This is a genomic window from Micromonospora sp. NPDC049275 (assembly GCF_043197115.1).
Lineage (GTDB): Bacteria > Actinomycetota > Actinomycetes > Mycobacteriales > Micromonosporaceae > Micromonospora.
Window position 1 is genome coordinate 274,082 of record NZ_JBICSN010000007.1, and the last position, 19,755, is coordinate 293,836.

The window sequence follows — 19,755 nt, forward strand, 5'->3', positions numbered from 1 at the left end:
CAGCATGCCAGCCGGCGCAACGACCAGGACAGCAGTTTCACCATAGATCAGGGGCACCTGGGGGTGACCCCGACGCAGCCTGCGCGAGCGCAGGCGGAAGGATAGAGGGTATGCAGCTTCGCACCGACCTCCGCAACGTCGCCATCATCGCTCACGTCGACCACGGCAAGACCACCCTGGTCGACGCCATGTTGCGGCAGGCCGGCGCCTACGGTGCCCGCGGCGAGAACACCGAGCGGGTGATGGACTCGGGTGACCTGGAGCGGGAGAAGGGCATCACGATCCTGGCCAAGAACACCGGCGTGCACTACCTGCCGGCGGACGGCTCCGACCCGGTCACCATCAACATCATCGACACCCCCGGCCACGCCGACTTCGGCGGCGAGGTCGAGCGCGGCCTCACCATGGTCGACGGTGTGGTCCTGCTTGTGGACGCCAGCGAGGGCCCGCTGCCGCAGACCCGCTTCGTGCTGCGCAAGGCACTGCGGGCGCGGATGCCGATCATCCTGGTGATCAACAAGGTGGACCGCCCGGACGCCCGGATCAAGGAGGTCGTGGACGACACCTACGAGCTCTTCCTCGACCTGGACGCCGACGAGGAGCAGATCGACTTCCCGATCGTGTACGCCTGCGCCCGCGACGGCATCGCCTCGCTGACCCAGCCCGCCGACGGTTCGGTGCCGGACGACAGCACCTCGCTGGAGCCGCTGTTCCGCACCCTGCTCGACACCATCCCGGCCCCCGCGTACGAGGACGGCGCGCCGCTGCAGGCGCACGTCACCAACCTCGACGCCTCGCCGTTCCTCGGCCGCCTGGCGCTGTGCCGGGTCCGCCAGGGCACGATCAGCAAGGGCCAGACGGTGGCCTGGTGCCGCACCGACGGCAGCACCCAGCGGGTCCGCATCTCCGAGATGCTGATGACCGAGGGCCTGGAGCGCAAGCCGGCCGAGTCGGCCGGCCCGGGCGACATCATCGCCGTCGCCGGCATCCCCGAGATCATGATCGGCGAGACGCTTGCCGACGTGGAGAACCCGGTCGCGCTGCCGCTGATCACCGTCGACGAGCCGGCCATCTCGATGACCATCGGCACCAACACCTCGCCGCTGGTGGGCCGGGTCAAGGGTTCCAAGGTCACCGCGCGCATGGTCAAGGACCGGCTCGACAAGGAGCTGGTCGGCAACGTGTCGCTGCGGGTGCTGCCCACCGAGCGACCGGACGCCTGGGAGGTGCAGGGCCGTGGTGAGCTGGCGCTGGCCATCCTGGTCGAGCAGATGCGCCGGGAGAGCTACGAGCTGACCGTCGGCAAGCCGCAGGTCGTCACCAAGGAGATCGACGGCAAGACCTGCGAGCCGGTCGAGCGGCTGACCATCGACGCCCCCGAGGAATACCTGGGCGCGATCACCCAGCTCCTCGCCACCCGCAAGGGCCGGATGGAGCAGCTGGTCAACCACGGCACCGGCTGGATCCGGATGGAGTGGCTGGTCCCGGCGCGCGGCCTGATCGGCTTCCGCACCGAGTTCCTCACCGACACCCGGGGCACCGGCATCCTGCACCACGTCTTCGAGTCGTACGAGCCGTGGTTCGGCGAGCTGCGCACCCGCAACAACGGGTCGCTTGTCGCCGACCGGTCCGGCGCGGTCACCGCCTTCGCGATGATCAACCTCCAGGAGCGCGGCCAGCTCTTCGTCGACCCGACCACCGAGGTGTACGAGGGCATGATCGTCGGGGAGAACTCCCGCTCCGACGACATGGACGTCAACATCACCAAGGAGAAGAAGCTCACCAACATGCGGGCCTCGACCTCCGACGAGACCGAGAAGCTGATCCCGCCGCGCAAGCTCTCGCTGGAGCAGGCGCTGGAGTTCTGCCGCGAGGACGAGTGCGTCGAGGTCACCCCGACCGCGGTGCGTATCCGCAAGGTGGTGCTCGACCAGCAGCAGCGCGGCCGGGCCGCCGCCCGCCGCAAGCACGCCGGCTGAGGACACCAGCACCCGACACCGGGCGCGTCGGCCGCTTGCGGCCGGCGCGCCCGTCGGTTTTCCGGCGGGGGTACGCGGGCCCGACCGCCCCGTGATCGGCTACGGTCACCGGCATGACCTGGGACGATCTCGACGCCCATCTGGACCGGGTGCCGGGCACCGTCTCGGCGTACGTCTGTCGCCTCGACGCGTCCCCGACGTGGACCCGGCACGCCGACGCCGGCCACTACGCCGCCAGCACCATGAAGGTGGGGGTACTGGCCGCGCTGCACCGCGCCGCCGAGGCCGGCACGCTGGAGTTGGACGCCGACGTCCCGGTGGTCAACGAGTTCGACTCGGCCCAGCCCGGCGCGCCCCGGTTCTCCTGCGCCCCGCACTACGACAACGACGACGCCGTGTGGGACCGGCTCGGCGGCGCCGCGCCCCTGCGCTGGCTGGCCGAACGGATGATCGTGCGGTCCAGCAACCTGGCCACCAACCTGGTCATCGGCCACGTCGGGCTGCCCGCGGTGGCCGAGGTGTGGGCGCTGGCCGGTGCCCGCAACAGCGTCACCGGCCGGGGCATCGAGGACTTCGCCGCCCGCGAGGCAGGCATCACCAACACCGTCACCGCCGCCGACCTGGCCGCCCTGCTGGGCGCGCTGGCCAGCGGCGCCACGACGTCCGGCCGTCTCGCCTCACCGGCCGGCTGCGCGGCCATGCTGGACGTGCTGCTCGCCCAGGAGCACCGCGAGGACCTGGCCGCCGGCCTGCCCGAGGGCACCCGCATCGCGCTCAAGAACGGCTGGGTACGCGGCGTGCGCCACAGCGCCGGCGTGGTGCTGCCCGACGACGCCCCGCCGTACGTGCTCGCCGTGTGCACCACCACCGACCTGGCCGGCGGCGACGACGATGTCGAGGACGACGCCTGCCGGCTGCTCGCGCACATCTCGGCCCAGGTGTGGGCCGCCCGCCACCACCTCTGATCCCGGCTCTCGCCGTCTACTCCAGCAGGTGCGCCCGCAGCGCCTCGACGACCTCGTCGGTCAGCCCCAGCCCGTCGCGCAGGTACGCGTCGAACGAGCCGTGCACCCGGCGCACCTCCTGGTATCCGGCGTCGAGGTACGCGGCGCGAACCTCCAGCACCGGCAACACGGCGGCGGCGTCCAGGCCGGGCTGCCGGCGACGCATCGCCTCGATGATCACCGCGCGGAGGCTGTCGGTGAGCGCGTTGTTGCGCAGGTACTCGGCGCGGATCGCCGCCTCGTCCACGCCGAGCGCGCTGAGCAGGACGACGGTGAGCCAGCCGGTGCGGTCCTTACCGGCGGAGCAGTGGTAGAGCAGCGGCAGGTTCTCCGGCCGGGCGGCCAGCCGCACCGCCGCGCCGAAGTTGACCCGGGCCGACTCGCCGGTGACGAACCACCTGTAGATCTCGGCCATCGCCCCCGCCGTGCCCTGCCGGGCCAGCTCCGCGTACGCGTCGAGGTCGTGGCCGAGCAGCACCGCCGAGACGTACGTGAAGACCGGGTGGTCCGGGTCGTGTACCGGCAGGTGCACGATCCGCGGCTGGCCGGTCAGTCGGTCGGCCGGGGCGACGTCGATCTCCGCGGAGGCGCGCAGGTCGAGCACGCAGGCCGGCCCCAGCTTGGCCAGCACCAGCAGATCCTCGTCGGTGAGCCGACCCAGCGCCGGGGTGCGGATCAGCCGTCCGACGCGCACCCGTCGACCGTCGGCGCCGAGCAGCCCGCCGAGGTCACGGGCGTTCGGTGCGCCCACCAGCTCCCAGTCCCGCGCGACCATCCGGTGTCCCCTCCCGCTGTGTGCCTGCGTATAGGGTGCCCGACATGACGATCTCGGCGGTACGCACCCACCGGGTTTCTGCCCCCTTACACACCCCCTTCGTCACCGCGCTGCGGCGCACCACCACCGTGGACACCCTGATCGTGGAGCTCATCGACGCCGATGGTCGCTCCGGCTTCGGCGAGGCGCCGCAGGTGTGGCAGGTAACGGGCGCCTCGGTCGCCGGCACGGAGGCGTGCGTACGGGAACTGCTCGGCCCGCTGCTCACCGGGCGTGACCCGGACGACCTGGTGGCCCGCTGCGCCGAGGTGCAGCGCGCGGTGGTCGGCAACGAGGCCGCGAAGGCGGCGGTGGACGTGGCCCTGCACGACCTGGCAGCACGACGGCTGGGCGTACCCCTGGTGCGGTTGCTCGGCGGCACCACCCTGCGGGTGCCGACGGACGTCACCCTCGCCGCGGGCGACGCGGTGGATCTGGCGGCGGCCGCCCGCCAGCGGCAGGCCGACGGCTTCGGCGTGCTGAAGCTGAAGGTGGGCACGGACGCGGCCGGCGACCTGGACCGGGTACGCGCGGTACGCGCGGCGGTCGGCGCCGGGATCCGGATCCGGCTCGACGCCAACCAGGGCTGGACGCCGCGCGAGGCGGTCCGGGTGATCCGTGGCATCGAGGACGCCGGGCTGGACGTGGAGTTGGTCGAGCAGCCGGTCGCCCGCTGGGACCTGGACGGGCTGGCGTGGGTCAGCGACCGGGTGTCCGTGCCGATCCTGGCCGACGAGGCGGTCTTCGGGGTCCGCGACCTGGTCGAGGTGATCCGCCGCCGGGCCGCCGACCTGGTCAACGTGAAGCTGGCCAAGTGCGGCGGGCTGCACCCGGCGCGCACCCTGCTGGAGCTGGCTACCGCGCACGGGCTCGGCACTGTGGTCGGGTCGATGATGGAGAGTCAGGTAGGCATCGGGGCGGCGGCGAGCCTGGTCGCCGCGTACGGCACCACGGCGGTCGCCGACCTGGACGCCGCCTGGTGGCTGGCCTGGTCGCCGGTGCAGGGCGGGATCCGCTACGAGGGGCCGACAGTGGTGTTGCCGGACGCGCCTGGCCTGGGCATCTCCGGCCTTACTGAAGTAAAGATGCAGGGCCGTGGTTGATGATCGTTGGTTTCTTTCATAGGGTGCCCCCGGGACAGCCGACACGAGCTGGGGGTTGACGTGGAGCTCCGACCGGGCCGCGAGGCCATCGTCCGAGTCGCGGTGGCGACGCTCTGGTCCTCGCCCGAGGCGGTCCGGCCTGTCGACGGTCCCGCGCTCGGCGCCCGCGTCGACATCCCGACCTGGGTGAGCGGAATGGACACCGACCAGCAGGTCGGCGACTGCGTGCTGAGCCAGCTCCTGCTCGGCGAGCGGGTGCTTGTCGACGAGCTGCGCCCGGACGGCTGGGCGCGGGTCGTCGCCGTCGAGCAGCCGGCCGCCAAGCTCGACCCCCGCGGCTACCCGGGCTGGCTGCCCACCGACCAGTTGACAGCCGTGGATCCCACGGTCAGCGGTGACCCGCTGGTGGTGGACGCCACCGTCACCGCGCTGCGCACCGCCCCGGACGGGCCGTTGGCGCTGCCCGGGGTCGTCGTCGGCACCCGCCTCGTCCCGGCCGGCGCGGCCCGCGACGGCTGGCAGCCGGTCCACGTCCCCGCTCAGGCCACGCCGCTCTGGCTGCCCGACGGGCACCTCGCTCCGGCACCGACCGCGCCACCCAGCGCCGCCGACGCGCTCGCGGTGGCCCGGCGACTGCTGGACGTGGTCTACATCTGGGGCGGGCTCTCCGCGTACGGCATCGACTGCTCCGGCCTCGTCCACCTGGCCTGGCGCCGGTTCGGGGTGCTGCTGCCCCGCGACGCCGACGACCAGGCCGTCGCCACGACCCCGCTGCCCCTGGGCGCGGAGCGCCCCGGGGATCTCTACTTCTTCGCCCGCCCCGGCCGGAAGATCCACCACATCGGCATCGTCACCGCCGTCGCCGACGATCCGACGGACCGGCGGATGCTGCACGCCTGCTACCGGCGGCGGCGGGTGCTGGAGGAGGCGCTACCGGCCGACCGGCTCGCCACCCTCGTCGGCGCGCACCGGGTCTAGCTGCGGGCCGCACACCGGCCGGGCCCGTCTCCGGGCCCGGCCGACGACGGTTCAGCGTCGAACCCCGGCCAGCTCGCGACGCCGGTCCCGGGCGGACTTGGCCAGGCTGGCGATGGTGGCGATGCCCAGCGTGCCGATGATGACAAGCAGGGACAGCCAGATCGGGATGTGCGGCGCCCACCCGACGTGCTTCCCGCCGTTGATGAACGGCAGGTTGTTGTCGGCCAGCGCCTCCAGCACCAGCTTGACGCCGATGAAGCCCAGCACGACGGCCAGCCCGTAGCTGAGGTAGATGAGCCGGTCGAGCAGGCCACCGAGCAGGAAGTAGAGCTGGCGCAGACCCATCAGCGCGAAGACGTTCGCGGTGAAGACCAGGTACGGCTCCTGCGTGATGCCGAAGATCGCCGGGATCGAGTCCAGAGCGAAGATCAGGTCGGTGGTGCCGATCGCGATCATCACGATGAGCATCGGAGTGAACAGCCGCCGCCCGCCCTGGCGGGTCGTCAGCTTCGCGTCGTCGTAGCCCTTGGAGATCGGCAGTGCCCGCCGGCTCCAGCGGATCAGCAGGTTCTCGGAGAACTCGTCCTCGTCCGGCTCACCCTGACGGGCCAGGTTGACAGCCGTGTAGATGAGGAACGCGCCGAAGATGTAGAACACCCAGGAGAACTGCGAGATCAACGCCGCGCCGGCGGCGATGAACCCGCCACGCATCACCAGCGCCAGCACGATGCCGATGAGCAGCACCTTCTGCTGGTACTGCCGGGGCACCCCGAAGCGGGCCATGATGATGACGAAGACGAACAGGTTGTCCACCGAGAGGCTGTACTCGGTGAGCCAGCCGGTGTAGAACTGCCCGGCGGAGCTGGCCCCGGCGGTCAGCCACACCCCGGCGCCGAAGAGCAACGCGAGGCCCACGTAGAAGGCGACCCAGAGGCTCGACTCCCGCACGCTCGGCTCGTGCGGGCGCCGACCGATGATCAACAGGTCGACGAGCAGCACCGCAGTCAGTGCGACGAGGGTCCCCGCCCACACCAATCCGGACACGTCCAACGTTCATTCCTCCGGCAGACACGCGGCGTCGGGCACACCGTACGCCCCCGCGAGGGCTGGCGTGCCGCTGTCGCTCACTCTGGTGACTGTCGGAGGTCTCTTCCGCCCCCGACCCGCGAACGGGACGGCGACCGACGAAGCCGGGTCGAGCGCCGAGATGCCGGCGGACGTCCGTGCTGACGACTTCGTCACGGGGGAATACTCCCCTCCTTGGTGACCATTGTTGCCCACCACTCGCCGTGATCACACCCAGGGGGACGGTGGCGCCACACACTCCGCAGGAATCCTAGGAGGCTAGTTCGTGTGGGGTGCGTCGGCCGCCTGCTGCTCGCGGACCACCCCACCAGCCACACGTTGACCACGCCGGTGGCGAACCCCAGCAGTTCCGCCCACGTGGTGCCGGTGCCGGCCATCCGGAACGCGGTGCCGGTGCTCCTCCCGGGCACCCACCCCAGGGTCTGCGCCGACACGGGAACAGACCCCGCGACACCGGGGCGGTCCGCCGTCGTGGGAGGCTTTCCGGCATGGTGCTTGAGGTCGCGCTCATCGACGTACTGCCCGGACACGAGGACGCGTTCGCCGCCGCGTACGCCCAGGGTCACCCGGTGCTCGCCGGGACGCCCGGCTGCCGGTCGGTGCGGATGACCCGGGGCATCGAGTCCCCGACCCGCTTCGTGCTGCTGGTCGAGTGGGACTCGGTCGAGGCGCACGAGAAGAACTTCCGGGACACCGAGCGGTTCGCCCAGTGGCGGGCGCTGATCGGGCCGCACTTCGCCGGGCCGCCGCTCGTCGAGCACTTCCTCGACGTACCGGCCTGAGTGGAGCTGTCGTACCCCGCGGTTATCGTGCCTTCCGCACGCGCCGGCCGCCGGCCCCGACGGACTCGGGGGCGCCGGGTCCGGGGGCCGCGCGGGCGGCACCGGCCGTCACTCGCCGACCCGGCGGGCCAGCGCGGTGACCGTCTCCTCGGGTGACAGGGCGGCCGCCAGCAGCGCCTCGGTCATCCGCTCGTACCTGTCGACGTCGAGCACCGTCGCGAGCCGGACGTCGGTGGTCAGCGCCTCCAGCATCACCGTCCGCGGGTCGGCCGGGTCGGGAAAGGCATACCAGGAGTACGGGGTGAGCGGGTGCAGCCCGCTGCCGGCCACCCCGCGGGGCACGAGTCGCACCGTCACGTGGGCCAGCCCGGTCACCGTCACCAGGTGTCGCAACTGCTCACGCCAGACGTCGACCGGCAGGTCACCCCTGTCGCACGCGGCCTCGGCGAGCACCGCCGTGTAGCGCGGTGGCTCGGCCCGACGAAGCACCTCCTGCCGCAGCGTCCGAGCGCGCACCTCCGTCTCCACGTCGACCTCCGGCGCGAGCAGAGTGCTGGCGGCGACCCGCGACCGGGCGTACGCCGGCGTCTGGAGCAGCCCCGGCACGACCGCCGGCTGGTACTCGACGATGTCGGCCGCGCCCGCCTCCAACTCGGCGTAGACGCGCTGCCGCTCGCTCATCTCGCCGAGCGTCTTCCACCAACCGCGGCTGGTGGCGGCATCCCGCGCGATCACGATCAGCGCGTCTCGGGCCGCCGCCGGCACCTGGTAGATGTCGAGCAGGTCCAGCACGTCGGCGAGATCCGGACGGCTCTGCCCCAGCTCGATGCGGGACAGTTTCGAGGTCGAGGCCCAGCCCAGCCGGTCGCAGACCTGCTCCAGGGTCAGCGCCTCGCGCCGACGTAACTGACGCAGCTCGGCGCCGAGCCGCGCGCGTCGAATGACAGGACTTGTTGGCAACGGCATCCCCGCCTCCCCATCGAGGGAGCGTACGCAGGACGATCACCCAGTGCAATAGTTCGCTTGCTCACCGCAATCGACTGGGTCGCCTACGGGCCGGGCGACGACTGTCCCGTCCGCGCGAAGTTGCCGCAATCCGGGCTGGGCGGCCCGGGCGGTGGCATGAATCCGGGCCAGGCGGCATACGGTGTCCGTCGCTCTGGGTCGTGGCCGGCCAGGGTGCTGCGATGGCATCGATGGTTGGCCAGCGCCAGCACGAGAGCGCTACATAGGATGGGCTGATGAACCCGCCGGGTGATCTCATAGCGCGGCAGGCAGAGGCCGAGCTGCTGACCCACAACTCACTCAACGGGGCGACCGGCGGTATCTGGCGGGTGAACCGCGATGGCCGGAATACCATCTTGAAGATCGCGGCCCCGCCCGGCCGGAGCGGGGTGCCCGCGCACTGGGCGGCGAGCACCGACCAGGGCCACTGGAACTACTGGCAGCGAGAAGCCCTGGCCTACCGCGATGGGCTGGCGAAGACTGCCTATTCGGCGGCGGGCATCCGCGCTCCGGCCCTACTGGAGTGGACGGACCGGCCCGACGGGTCGGTCGCGCTGTGGCTGGAGCACGTCGACGGCGTGCCCGGCACCGCGGCAACGCCCGCGATGCTTGGCGACTTCGCCGAGCGGCTCGGCGCTGGGCACGCGTCCTGGCTAGGCCGGCGCCGCACCGAGCCATGGTTGTCCCGCGACTGGCTGCGCGACTACACCACGACCCGCCCCGTCACCGAACCGATTCCCTGGGACCATCCCACTGCGGCCTCCGCCTGGCCGCACGACCTCCGGACCAGCCTACGAGAGCTTTGGGTACGCCGGTACGACGTGCTGCGTGCCACGGATGAGCTGCCCCGCACCTTCTGCCACCACGACGTCTGGCCGACGAACCTGATCGTCGACGACTCGGGGCCGGTGCTGCTGGACTGGAGCTTCGTCGGCCCAGGTCCACTCGGCGAGGACGCCGCCAACCTCATCCTCGACACGTTCTTCGACGGCCTGGTCGACCTGGGCCTGATCGACGAGGTCGTCGAACTGGTCACCACCGGCTACCTTCGCGGCCTCGCCGGCGCGGTGGACGCCGCCACCGTCCGCCGCGCCATCCAACTCACCGGCGCCGCGAAGTACTTCTGGTTGGCCCCCATGATGCTCAACCGCCTCATAACCACGCCCACGGACAGCCGCCAGACCTACGACCTCCGTGACATGGTCACCATGTTCACCGGTCGACGCCGCCCGCTGGAGTTGGTCGCCGCCTGGTTCCAGAAAACCCGCTGACCCCAGCACCAGACCGCTCTGCAAGGACGCTTCCCGCCTGCCGTTCGGGCGACCCGGCCCGCCGGCCGGGCCGCCGTCACTTCACGCCGGCGGCGTCCATCCCGCGTAGCTCCTTCTTCAGGTCGGCGACCTCGTCGCGGATCCGCGCCGCCAGCTCGAACTGCAGCTCCCGGGCGGCGGCCAGCATCTGGTCGTTGAGCTCCTGGATGAGCTGGGCGAGGTCGGCGCGGGCCATCCCCTCCCGGGACGTGGTGGTGGTGGCGGACCGACTACGGCTACGGGTCTCCTTGACCGGCGCCTTGCCCCGGGAGAGCTGACGCGCCGCGCCGCCGACCCGGGAGTTTTCGGTGTCCTCCGCCTCGCGGTAGATGTCGTCCAGAATGTCGTGGATCTTTTTGCGCAGCGGCTCCGGACTGATCCCATGTGCCTCGTTGTGCGCGATCTGCTTGGCGCGACGCCTGTCGGTCTCGTCGATCGCCGCCGCCATCGACGGAGTGATCTTGTCGGCGTACATGTGCACCTGGCCCGAGACGTTACGGGCGGCCCGCCCGATGGTCTGGATCAGCGACCGGCCACTGCGCAGGAAGCCCTCCTTGTCGGCGTCCAGGATCGCGACGAGGGACACCTCGGGCAGGTCCAGACCCTCGCGGAGCAGGTTGATGCCGACCAGCACGTCGTACTCGCCCTTGCGCAGCTCGCGCAGCAGCTCCACCCGGCGCAGCGTGTCGACCTCGGAGTGCAGGTAGCGCACCCGGACGCCGTTCTCCAGGAGGTAGTCCGACAGGTCCTCGGCCATCTTCTTGGTGAGTGTGGTGACCAGCACCCGCTCGTCGCGGTCGGTCCGCAGCTTGATCTCGTGCATCAGGTCGTCGATCTGGCCCTTGGTCGGCTTGATCACGACCTGCGGATCGACAAGCCCGGTGGGGCGGATGACCTGCTCGACGAACTCCCCCTGGGCCTGTTCCAGCTCCCACGTGCCCGGGGTCGCCGACAGGTAGACCATCTGGCCGACCCGCTCCAGGAACTCGTCGAACCGCAGCGGCCGGTTGTCGGCGGCGCTGGGCAGCCGGAACCCGTGGTCGATGAGCATGCGCTTACGGGAGGCGTCACCCTCGTACATGCCGCCGATCTGCGGGATCGTCACGTGCGACTCGTCGACCACCGTGAGGAAGTCGTCCGGGAAGTAGTCGAGCAGGGCGTGCGGCGGGCTGCCGGGCAGCCGCCCGTCCATGTGCATCGAGTAGTTCTCGATGCCGGAGCAGAAACCCACCTGCCGCATCATCTCGATGTCGTACGTGGTGCGCATCCGCAGCCGCTGCGCCTCCAGCAGCTTGCCCTGCCGCTCCAGCTCGGCCAGCCGCTCGGCCAGCTCCACCTCGATGTCGCGGATCGCCCGCTCCATCCGCTCCGGACCTGCCGCGTAGTGCGTCGCCGGGAAGATCACCAACTGGTCGACCTCACGGACCACGTCACCTGTCAACGGGTTGAGGTAGTAGAGCTTCTCCACCTCGTCGCCGAACAGCTCGATGCGGACCGCCAACTCCTCGTACGCCGGAATGATCTCCAACGTGTCGCCGCGGACCCGGAAGGTGCCCCGCTGGAAGGCCATGTCGTTGCGGGTGTACTGGATGTCGACGAGCCGGCGCAGCAGTTGGTCGCGGTCGAGATCCTGCCCGACCTCGACCCGGACCGCCCGGTTGAGGTATTCCTCCGGGGTGCCCAGACCGTAGATGGCCGAGACGGTCGCCACCACGATCACGTCGCGGCGGGTGAGCAGCGACATCGTCGCCGAGTGCCGCAGCCGCTCGACCTCCTCGTTGATCGAGGAGTCCTTCTCGATGTAGGTGTCGGTCTGCGGAATGTACGCCTCGGGCTGGTAGTAGTCGTAGTACGAGACGAAGTATTCGACCGCGTTGTGCGGCAGCAGCTCGCTGAACTCCTTGGCCAGCTGCGCGCAGAGCGTCTTGTTGGGGGCGAGCACCAGCGTGGGGCGCTGCAGCCGCTCGATCAGCCACGCGGTGGTGGCGCTCTTGCCGGTGCCGGTCGCGCCGAGGAGCACCGTGTTGCGGTCGCCGCGCCGCACCCGGCGCTCAAGGTCGTCGATGGCGGCCGGCTGGTCGCCGGCCGGCTGGAATTCACTGACGACCTGGAAGCGGCCGTCGAGCCGGGGAATGTCGAGCGCCATGACCTCAACGGTACGCCGCAGGTCCGACAGGTTCGGTCGTCGCGCAGGGTGTGTGATCGGCTTCAATATTCCCATTGTGTGGCCCATGTCACCGGGACTACCCTCTCCATGTAGGCCGCTCGCGGCGGCCGACCGGGCCGGAGGCCAGGCCATCATCAGGCCGGCCGCGCCCGGCACAGCGGTCGCAGCACCCGGCTCGTCCGGCGTGCGCACCCGTGTGGTCGCGCTCGAGGCGCAGACCGGCCGCCGCGAGCGCCCCTGCCGCCCCCGCCGCTCCGCCCTCAGCTCGGCGCCCCTCGGCTCGTCCTGCCTCGGCTCGTCACCCGCTGCCGTCCCGCCCGTTTCACATCCGTGGACACCTCCCCGGCACCGGCGCGCGGCCCCTCCCCCGACACCACAGGCGCCGGCGGCCCCGCTCCCGACCCTGGCGGGCGCACGCTCGAGATGGACGCCAACGACAGCCCCGGCCGCTCCCGGGCGAGCCGTCGTCGGCGTACGGTGCTGCTGCTGCTCGCCCTGACCGCTGTGACGTCCGCCACGGCGCTGGTGATCGGGCTGCTGAGCTGGGCTCCCGACCCGCCCGCGCCGGCCCGGCCGCTGACCGTGCCGGAGGCCGAGCGGCTGGCCGCCATGCGGGTCACCAACCTTCGGGACCTGCGCGCCGGCGTCCATGTCACGGCCGGCGCCGGCGCCTCCCGTACCGACCTGGTGGGTTGGGTGGACTGGTCGCGGGCCCTTCTCTACCTGGATGTGGGCGGGCCGGGGGCGGGCGCCGAGCGGGGCCTGCTGCAGAGGGCCGGTCCGGTGCTGGTCACCCGACCGGACCCGGCGGCCGTGCCCACCCCGGCCGCGCCACCGCTGGTGCCACCGGCGGACCGCTGGCGGCTGCGCCACCTGACACCCGGCGCGGGGCTGGCGCCGGTCCTCGACCTGCTTCTCGGCCTCGCCGCCGACCGCCCCGACCCCGCGCTGGACGGCGGCGACGCCCGCTGGGTCGCCTCGGACGTGGTGGCGGCAGGGCCGGTGGACGTCCTCCAGGCGCCGCTGCCCACCGCGAGCCCACCCGCCGCCGGCAGCCCGGCACCGGTCAGCACGGCGGCGACCGGTCGGGACGGGCCGACCAGCTACTGGCTCGACCGGGACGGCCGACTGCACAAGCTCGTGACCCGGTTGCCCGGCGTCGGCCCGGTCACGGTGCTCCTCAACCGGGTCGACCGCCCCACGCTGCGCCCGGTCGACGCGCTCGGCGGCCGCCCCGGACTGCCGCGCGCGCTCACGGACGCCGAGCAGCGCCGGCTGGACCGGCTGCCCGCCCGGCTGCGCGGCCAGCGCGGTGCCACGCTGACGCTTACCGCCCCGGTGGGCACGGACACCAACCTGCGGGGCGCCGGCTGGTTGAGCTGGGCCGCCGGCACCGCGTACGTGGCTGTCGCCGACCTGGGCGTACCGGATCGCCGGACCCTGCTGCGCCGCGACGCCGGCGGTCTGTACCGAACGGATCTGCCGGCCGAGACCGGTGGCGGCGGCACCGCCGAGAGTCCCGGCCGGCCGCCGTTTCCGGTCCCGGCCGGGTCGTGGCGGCCCACCCGGTCCGCCCGCGACGACCTCGACCTACTGGTCGACGCCGCGGTGGCCGCCGCCGGGCCGGTGCGGCAGAGCGGCGCGGCCGTGCGGGTACGTGAGGACCTCGCCGCCGGACGGACAGTGGACGTCGTGGAGCTCCGCACGGCCGACGCGCGGCTGCGCTACTGGATCGACCGGGACGGTTCGCTGCGCCGGGTCGAGCTGCGCACCGCCCCCGGCGCGTGGGCGCAGGTGGACCTCAGTCCCACCGTGGTGCCCCGCCTCGGCCCTCCGCCGCGCGCCACCCCACCGAGCAGCGCGCCCCGGCGCTGACCACGCCTTCCCGCCCGGTGGGCAGGGGGCCTCAGGGCCGCCAGCCGGTCCGCGCGGCCCACTGCTCGGCGCGCAGGTACTCCTCGTCGAACCAGGGGTCGCGGGCCGTGCCGGAGTCGCCGACGGGCGGCGCAGCGTCGACCAGATCCCGCTTGAACAGCAGGTACGCGGCTCGCTGATCCGGATCGGCGCGCAGGTGGTCCCGCATCAGCAGCGCGTACCGCCAACCCGGCGACTCGGCCTCCCGCACGTGCAGGCGGACCGGGCGACCCGGGTCGGCGCTGCCGTGCAGCCGCTTCTCCCACCGACCCCGACCGGCCGGGCGCGGATCGTCCCACCAGTGCCCCGGCACCCGGGGAAACCCCGCGTTCGCCAGCCGGTCGGCCAGCGGCCCGTCGGCGTCGGCGAGGCGGGGCACGGCGATCTGCACGTCGATGACGTCGGCAGCGGCGAGACCGGGCACCGCTGTCGCACCGATGTGGTCGATCCGCAGGTCCGCCGGTGCCAGCGCGTGACGGATCCGGGCGGCCAGCCGCGCGTACTGCTCGGACCGGCCCGGATCGGCCTCCACCTCGTCGCCGCGGCCGAACGGCGGCACGACCCGGCGCTGCCGCAGGTTGTGCTCGTAGGGCTGCAGCCGCTGCCGCCACAGCGTGTCCACCGCGGCGTGCAACGCCACCAGACTTCCGTCATTTGTCAGCACCACATCCGCCGCGGCGCGCCGACGGGCGTCGTCGGCCTGCGCGGCGATCCGCCGCTCCGCCTCCGCGCGATCCATCCCCCGGTCGCGCGTCAGCCGCTCCAACCGGGTCGCCACGGCCGTCTGCACCACGACCACCAGGTGGTACGTCGGGGCGAGCCCCACCTCCACCAGCAGCGGTACGTCGTTGACCACGATCGCGTCCGGGGCCGCCGCGGCGATCAGCTCGGCCGTACGCGCCCGCACCCGGGGATGGGTGATCGCCTCCAGCCGACGGCGGGCGGCCTCGTCGGAGAACACCACCGCCCCCAACGCGGCGCGATCCAGCGCGCCGTCGGCGTCCAGCACCTTCTCGGAGAAGGCGGCGACGATCTCCGCGAGGCCCTCCGTGCCCGGCGCGACGACCTCCCGGGCAACCTGGTCCGCGTCCACGAGCACCGCACCCAACTCCACCAGCCGCGCGGCCACCGCGCTCTTGCCCGACCCGATCCCGCCGGTCAAACCCACCCTCAGCACCCGACCAGTCAACCGGATCATGCGCCTCCCCGCCAAACCCGCGCGCCGCCCGCCCGCAGCTCACCCACCGCCCACCTGTCGCTCGCAGGCGCGGAGCGCGGAGCGCCGGGCGCGGGGCGCGAGGGCTGGCGCGGGGCGCGGGGACTGGCGCGGGGCGCGGAGCGCGGGGCGCGGGTATGGCGAGGGCCCCGCCCCCGGCGATCGTGAGATCGCGGGGACGGGGCCCGTCGTCGTTCAGCGGATCACTTGCCGCCGGCGAGCTTCTCCCGCAGAGCGGCGAGCGCCTCGTCGGTGGCCAGGGTGCCGGCCGGCTCCTCGGCCTGCCGGCTCGGGGCCGGGCTGGACGAGGAGGTGGTGCCGCCACTCGCGGCCGGAACGGCCGGAGTCGGGTTGGCAGCGGCCTCGGCGTCGGCGGCGCGAGAGGTCTGCACCTGCTTGGTGTGGGCCTCCCAACGCTGACGGGCCTCGGCGTACTGGTTCTCCCAGGTCTCGCGCTGCTTGTCGTACCCCTCGAGCCACTCGCCCGTCTCCGGGTCGAAGCCCTCCGGGTAGATGTAGTTGCCCTCGGCGTCGTACGTCGCGGCCATGCCGTAGAGGGTCGGGTCGAAGTGCTCCTCGCCCTCGACGAAGCCCTCGTTGGCCTGCTTGAGCGACAGCGAGATCCGGCGGCGCTCCAGGTCGATGTCGATGACCTTGACCATGACCTCGGAGCCGACCTGGACGACCTGCTCCGGGATCTCCACGTGGCGCTCGGCCAGCTCGGAGATGTGGACCAGGCCCTCGATGCCGTCGTCCACCCGGACGAACGCACCGAACGGCACCAGCTTGGTGACCTTACCCGGCACGATCTGCTGGATCGCGTGGGTGCGGGCGAACTGCCGCCACGGGTCTTCCTGGGTCGCCTTCAGCGACAGCGAGACGCGCTCGCGGTCCAGGTCGACGTCCAGGACCTCGACCTCGACCTCCTGGCCGACCTCGACAACCTCGGACGGGTGGTCGATGTGCTTCCAGGACAGCTCGGAGACGTGCACCAGACCGTCGACGCCGCCGAGGTCCACGAAGGCGCCGAAGTTGACGATCGAGGACACGACGCCCTTGCGGACCTGGCCCTTCTGCAGCTTGTTGAGGAACTCGGTACGCACCTCGGACTGCGTCTGCTCCAGCCAGGCCCGGCGGGACAGGACCACGTTGTTGCGGTTCTTGTCCAGCTCGATGATCTTGGCCTCGAGCTCACGCCCGACGTACGGCTGCAGGTCACGCACGCGCCGCATCTCGACCAGGGACGCGGGCAGGAAGCCGCGCAGCCCGATGTCGAGGATGAGGCCACCCTTGACCACCTCGATGACCGAGCCGCGGACGACACCGTCCTCGTCCTTGATCTTCTCGATCGTGCCCCAGGCCCGCTCGTACTGCGCCCGCTTCTTGGAGAGGATCAGACGACCCTCCTTGTCCTCCTTCTGGAGGACCAGGGCCTCGATGTGGTCACCAACCGTCACAACCTCGGCGGGGTCCACGTCGTGCTTGATCGACAACTCCCGAGAGGGGATGACACCCTCGGTCTTGTAGCCGATGTCGAGCAGGACCTCGTCCCGATCGACCTTGACGACGGTGCCTTCGACAATGTCGCCGTCGTTGAAGTACTTGATGGTCTCGTCGATCGCGGCGAGGAATGCCTCCTCGGAACCGAGATCGTCGTGGGTGACCCGGGTGGCGCTCGAGGGGGCCTCGATGCTGCTCGTCATGTGGGCGGTTGCTCCGGTCGGATGGGTTGTCACAGCAGGCTGGTGTCGCGGTGACCTGTTCGCGCCAGCGGATCCGTCGCCGGGCACACCGAACGATCACCTACTGGGATCATGATGTGCTCCGTCGACCGCGCACCTGCTCCCTGCCGAGACACACGATCCGCGAGCGCATCGTCTAGCCTACCGTGCGCATTACCACAGCGTGCAAGCCCTCCCGACTCGTCGCCGTGTGATGCCCTGCGAAAGCCGAACAATCGCCCGGAAACGACCCCTCCTGTCTCGTACGTCACAGCGGCCCCAGCAACCACCTGGCGCCCCGCGCGCTTGATCGCCTCGATCTCCTGGAAACCGGCGTGTCCCGACGGCCCGGACACCGCGACTTCAGGGAAACCGAGTCGATCGAGCCGCGCCGCCGTCCCCAACCGGATGACCGGGGCCTAGCGTGAGCGCGTGGATGACGACAGCCGGGTGACCCGGCGCCGGGTGGGTGACGCCGAGGCCCGGCGGGCCAACCGCGGCTGGTGGGACACGGACGCCGACGACTACCAGGCCGAGCACGGGCGGTTCCTCGGCGACGTGGACTTCGTCTGGTGCCCGGAGGGGCTGCGGGAGGCCGACGTCCACCTGCTCGGCGACGTGTCGGGGCGGCGGGTGCTGGAGGTCGGTTGCGGCGCCGCGGCCGCCGCCCGCTGGCTCGCCACCCAGGGCGCGCGGCCGGTCGCCTTCGACCTGTCCGCCGGCATGTTGCGGCACGCGGCACAGGCCGCCGACCGCACCGGGGTACGCGTACCGCTGGTGCAGGCCGACGCGCTCGCCCTGCCGTTCGCCGACCGTTCGTTCGACGTGGCCTGCACGGCGTTCGGCGCGATCCCGTTCGTGGACGACTCGGCGGCCCTGCTCGCCGAGGTGCACCGGGTGCTGCGTCCGGGCGGCCGGTGGGTGTTCTCGGTGACCCACCCGATGCGCTGGATCTTCCTCGACGATCCCGGCGAGGGCGGTCTGACGGCCGTGCACTCGTACTTCGACCGCTCCCCCTACGTCGAGCAGGACGACACCGGCGTCGCCACCTACGTCGAGCAGCACCGGACCCTCGGTGACCGCATCCGCGAACTGGTAGGCGCCGGGTTCCGGCTGCTCGACCTGGTGGAGCCGGAGTGGCCGGAGGGGCACGAGGGGATCTGGGGGCAGTGGAGCCCGCTGCGCGGACGACTGTTCCCCGGCACCGCCATCTTCGTCACCGAGAAGCCGGCCCGGTGAGCGCGTCGCACCCGCGGTCCGACGTGCGAGCCATCGATCGCCGGTAGGCTCAGGCCCATGAGCGCCGAGCCCATCCCGACATCACCTGGCCCCTGGTGTCCGGATCCGATGCGGCAGCAGCGTGCCGACTACACGCTGGAGGACCTGCTCACCCTGCCGGACGACGCCCCCCGCGTCGAACTCGTCGACGGAGTTATCCAGGTGACACCCTCCCCCACCCTGGGCCACCAGAACATCTCCAGCCTGCTGTGGCTCTGGCTGCACAGCCACGCACCGCAGTACCTCGGGGCCGCCCAAGCCATCGGTGTCAGGCTCAGCCACAACACGAGCCGACAGCCCGACGTGCTGTTGCACCGCGCCGGTGTCGCGTCCGTCAATTCCATCCTGCGAGCAGAGGACGTCGTGCTCGCCGTGGAGATCGTCTCACCCGGGACGCGACGGATCGACAGGTTCGCGAAGCCCGGCGAGTACGCCGCCGCCGGCATTCCGTTCTACTGGCGGATCGAGCAGGACCCGGTGCACGTGTACGCGTACCGGATCGGCGACCGGGTCGGGCCGGGCGGTGAGCGGCAGTACGAGCTGGTCATCGACGGCGGCGACGTCATCGAGCTGGCCGAACCGTTCGACATCAAGCTGCCCGTCTCCGAGATCACCCCGTAGCCGTTTCGCCTCGGCGGTGTCGGGTAGCCGAGGAGCATGGCCGAGCAGAGGTTCCACAAGGGCGACCATGTCTCCTGGTCGGCCCACGGCAGCCGCGCGTACGGCGTGGTGCGGGAGGAGATCACCGACCGGACGCGGATCCGCGGGCGGGCCGTGAACGCTGCCCCCGACGATCCGCAGTACCGGGTCCGCAGTGACGGTACGGGCCGCGACGTGGCCCACCGACCCGAGGCGCTGCGTCATGAGCAGAGGTGACGAGCAGGGCCGGGACACCTACCGGGAGTTCACCGAGGCCGTGAACATGAAGCCCGGCGAGCTGTCGTCCTGGCTGGAGACCGACGAGTCGAAGCAGGTCGGTTGGCACAAGGGTGGTCGTTCCGGCGGCGGCGAGTCCGTCGGGCACGAGTCCGGCCGGAAGATCATCAACCTGTTGCGCCGCAAGCGCGCCGACCTGTCCGAGGGCGACTACAAGCACATGCGCAAGGTGGTCGGCTACGTCCGCCGGCACATGGCCCAGCGCCCCTCCGGCGACGTCCGCGACACCAAGTGGCGCTGGTCCCTCATGAACTGGGGCCACGACCCCCTGAAGTAGCAGACGATTCGCGCAGGATCCGCGCAACACCGGTGAAGTCGCTGCCTCAGAACGCCCCGACGCAGCACTTTCCCCGAGGTCGCGCCGATCCTGGAGGGGTGCACCCCCACCAGGCCGACGGCCACGACCAGGACGACCAGGTCAGGGGTTCCGGGGCAGCCCGACCCACGCAGGGATCAAGCCTG

16 protein-coding genes and 1 pseudogene are annotated in these 19,755 nt (G+C 71.8%); 11 read left to right on the plus strand and 6 right to left on the minus strand.

Translation table 11 applies throughout. The features are described 5' to 3' along the window. Positions 1 to 110 precede the first annotated feature (110 nt). Both typA and ACGFIE_RS22535 read left to right on the plus strand, forming a co-directional pair. Entirely contained in the window at positions 111 to 1,979 is a 1,869-nt protein-coding gene (gene typA / locus ACGFIE_RS22530) for a translational GTPase TypA (protein ID WP_393297388.1), read from the plus strand. Positions 1,980 to 2,092: 113 nt separating this feature from the next. Then, positions 2,093 to 2,944, plus strand: a complete 852-nt coding sequence (locus ACGFIE_RS22535) for a serine hydrolase (RefSeq protein ID WP_393297391.1) — start codon at positions 2,093 to 2,095, stop codon at positions 2,942 to 2,944. A gap of 16 nt (positions 2,945 to 2,960) precedes the next feature. Here ACGFIE_RS22535 and ACGFIE_RS22540 read toward each other — a convergent pair whose 3' ends face one another. Next, positions 2,961 to 3,758: a tyrosine-protein phosphatase gene (locus ACGFIE_RS22540; protein WP_393297394.1), complete on the minus strand. Its 798-nt coding sequence runs from the start codon at positions 3,756 to 3,758 to the stop codon at positions 2,961 to 2,963. A 44-nt stretch (positions 3,759 to 3,802) separates the two neighbouring features. Here ACGFIE_RS22540 and ACGFIE_RS22545 point away from each other — a divergent pair, with 44 nt between their 5' ends. After that, the gene (locus tag ACGFIE_RS22545; protein WP_393297397.1) at positions 3,803 to 4,900 is read left to right on the plus strand and encodes a mandelate racemase/muconate lactonizing enzyme family protein; all 1,098 of its coding nucleotides are present in this window, start codon (positions 3,803 to 3,805) and stop codon (positions 4,898 to 4,900) included. Between the two features lie 60 nt (positions 4,901 to 4,960). Next, complete coding sequence (locus ACGFIE_RS22550) at positions 4,961 to 5,878, plus strand: NlpC/P60 family protein (RefSeq protein WP_393297400.1); 918 nt, start codon at positions 4,961 to 4,963, stop codon at positions 5,876 to 5,878. Positions 5,879 to 5,929: 51 nt separating this feature from the next. Here ACGFIE_RS22550 and ACGFIE_RS22555 read toward each other — a convergent pair whose 3' ends face one another. Next, positions 5,930 to 6,928 carry a TerC family protein gene (locus ACGFIE_RS22555; protein WP_393297403.1) on the minus strand — a complete coding sequence of 333 codons (999 nt, stop codon included), beginning with the start codon at positions 6,926 to 6,928 and terminating at the stop codon, positions 5,930 to 5,932. A gap of 524 nt (positions 6,929 to 7,452) precedes the next feature. Between ACGFIE_RS22555 and ACGFIE_RS22560 the strand changes: the two genes are divergently transcribed. Then, positions 7,453 to 7,746, plus strand: coding sequence for an antibiotic biosynthesis monooxygenase family protein (locus ACGFIE_RS22560; protein ID WP_358111217.1), 294 nt, complete (start codon positions 7,453 to 7,455; stop codon positions 7,744 to 7,746). 108 nt (positions 7,747 to 7,854) lie between these two features. Here ACGFIE_RS22560 and ACGFIE_RS22565 read toward each other — a convergent pair whose 3' ends face one another. Continuing rightward, the gene (locus ACGFIE_RS22565) at positions 7,855 to 8,712 is read right to left on the minus strand and encodes a helix-turn-helix domain-containing protein (protein WP_393297406.1); all 858 of its coding nucleotides are present in this window, start codon (positions 8,710 to 8,712) and stop codon (positions 7,855 to 7,857) included. A gap of 275 nt (positions 8,713 to 8,987) precedes the next feature. Here ACGFIE_RS22565 and ACGFIE_RS22570 point away from each other — a divergent pair, with 275 nt between their 5' ends. Next, positions 8,988 to 10,022: a phosphotransferase gene (locus ACGFIE_RS22570; protein ID WP_393297409.1), complete on the plus strand. Its 1,035-nt coding sequence runs from the start codon at positions 8,988 to 8,990 to the stop codon at positions 10,020 to 10,022. Between the two features lie 76 nt (positions 10,023 to 10,098). On the opposite strand, the gene uvrB is transcribed toward ACGFIE_RS22570, so the two are convergent. Then, entirely contained in the window at positions 10,099 to 12,207 is a 2,109-nt protein-coding gene (gene uvrB, locus ACGFIE_RS22575; RefSeq protein ID WP_393297412.1) for an excinuclease ABC subunit UvrB, read from the minus strand. A 444-nt stretch (positions 12,208 to 12,651) separates the two neighbouring features. Between uvrB and ACGFIE_RS22580 the strand changes: the two genes are divergently transcribed. Further along, a complete protein-coding gene (locus ACGFIE_RS22580; RefSeq protein WP_393297415.1) occupies positions 12,652 to 14,103 on the plus strand; it encodes a hypothetical protein in 1,452 nt (483 codons plus the stop codon). A gap of 31 nt (positions 14,104 to 14,134) precedes the next feature. Here the strand turns inward: ACGFIE_RS22580 and coaE are convergent, their stop codons facing one another. Both coaE and rpsA read right to left on the minus strand, forming a co-directional pair. Continuing rightward, a complete protein-coding gene (gene coaE, locus ACGFIE_RS22585; RefSeq protein WP_393297521.1) occupies positions 14,135 to 15,319 on the minus strand; it encodes a dephospho-CoA kinase in 1,185 nt (394 codons plus the stop codon). Between the two features lie 242 nt (positions 15,320 to 15,561). Then, positions 15,562 to 17,061 carry a 30S ribosomal protein S1 gene (rpsA, locus tag ACGFIE_RS22590; RefSeq protein ID WP_007462801.1) on the minus strand — a complete coding sequence of 500 codons (1,500 nt, stop codon included), beginning with the start codon at positions 17,059 to 17,061 and terminating at the stop codon, positions 15,562 to 15,564. Positions 17,062 to 17,511: 450 nt separating this feature from the next. Between rpsA and ACGFIE_RS22595 the strand changes: the two genes are divergently transcribed. The 4 genes and pseudogenes from ACGFIE_RS22595 to ACGFIE_RS22610 all read left to right on the plus strand — a co-directional run. Then, on the plus strand, positions 17,512 to 18,318 hold the full coding sequence (locus tag ACGFIE_RS22595; RefSeq protein WP_393297418.1) for a class I SAM-dependent methyltransferase: 807 nt from the start codon (positions 17,512 to 17,514) through the stop codon (positions 18,316 to 18,318). 57 nt (positions 18,319 to 18,375) lie between these two features. Then, positions 18,376 to 18,978 (plus strand): Uma2 family endonuclease, encoded by a 603-nt coding sequence (locus ACGFIE_RS22600; RefSeq protein WP_393297421.1) that lies wholly within the window; start codon positions 18,376 to 18,378, stop codon positions 18,976 to 18,978. 36 nt (positions 18,979 to 19,014) lie between these two features. Beyond that, complete coding sequence (locus tag ACGFIE_RS22605) at positions 19,015 to 19,233, plus strand: DUF2945 domain-containing protein (RefSeq protein ID WP_393297424.1); 219 nt, start codon at positions 19,015 to 19,017, stop codon at positions 19,231 to 19,233. Further along, positions 19,220 to 19,567 (plus strand): annotated as a pseudogene (locus ACGFIE_RS22610) (DUF3140 domain-containing protein); the annotation flags it as partial. The gene ACGFIE_RS22605 and the pseudogene ACGFIE_RS22610, both read left to right, overlap by 14 nt. Positions 19,568 to 19,755 lie beyond the last annotated feature (188 nt).

Excerpts from the sequence above, each read along its gene's own strand:
- typA (WP_393297388.1), top strand. The coding sequence starts at position 111 with ATGCAGCTTCGCACCGACCTCCGCAACGTCGCCATCATCGCTCACGTC.
- ACGFIE_RS22535 (WP_393297391.1), top strand. The coding sequence starts at position 2,093 with ATGACCTGGGACGATCTCGACGCCCATCTGGACCGGGTGCCGGGCACC.
- ACGFIE_RS22540 (WP_393297394.1), bottom strand. The coding sequence starts at position 3,758 with ATGGTCGCGCGGGACTGGGAGCTGGTGGGCGCACCGAACGCCCGTGAC.
- ACGFIE_RS22545 (WP_393297397.1), top strand. The coding sequence starts at position 3,803 with ATGACGATCTCGGCGGTACGCACCCACCGGGTTTCTGCCCCCTTACAC.
- ACGFIE_RS22560 (WP_358111217.1), top strand. The coding sequence starts at position 7,453 with ATGGTGCTTGAGGTCGCGCTCATCGACGTACTGCCCGGACACGAGGAC.
- ACGFIE_RS22565 (WP_393297406.1), bottom strand. The coding sequence starts at position 8,712 with ATGCCGTTGCCAACAAGTCCTGTCATTCGACGCGCGCGGCTCGGCGCC.
- ACGFIE_RS22570 (WP_393297409.1), top strand. The coding sequence starts at position 8,988 with ATGAACCCGCCGGGTGATCTCATAGCGCGGCAGGCAGAGGCCGAGCTG.
- uvrB (WP_393297412.1), bottom strand. The coding sequence starts at position 12,207 with ATGGCGCTCGACATTCCCCGGCTCGACGGCCGCTTCCAGGTCGTCAGT.
- ACGFIE_RS22580 (WP_393297415.1), top strand. The coding sequence starts at position 12,652 with ATGGACGCCAACGACAGCCCCGGCCGCTCCCGGGCGAGCCGTCGTCGG.
- rpsA (WP_007462801.1), bottom strand. The coding sequence starts at position 17,061 with ATGACGAGCAGCATCGAGGCCCCCTCGAGCGCCACCCGGGTCACCCAC.
- ACGFIE_RS22600 (WP_393297421.1), top strand. The coding sequence starts at position 18,376 with ATGAGCGCCGAGCCCATCCCGACATCACCTGGCCCCTGGTGTCCGGAT.
- ACGFIE_RS22605 (WP_393297424.1), top strand. The coding sequence starts at position 19,015 with ATGGCCGAGCAGAGGTTCCACAAGGGCGACCATGTCTCCTGGTCGGCC.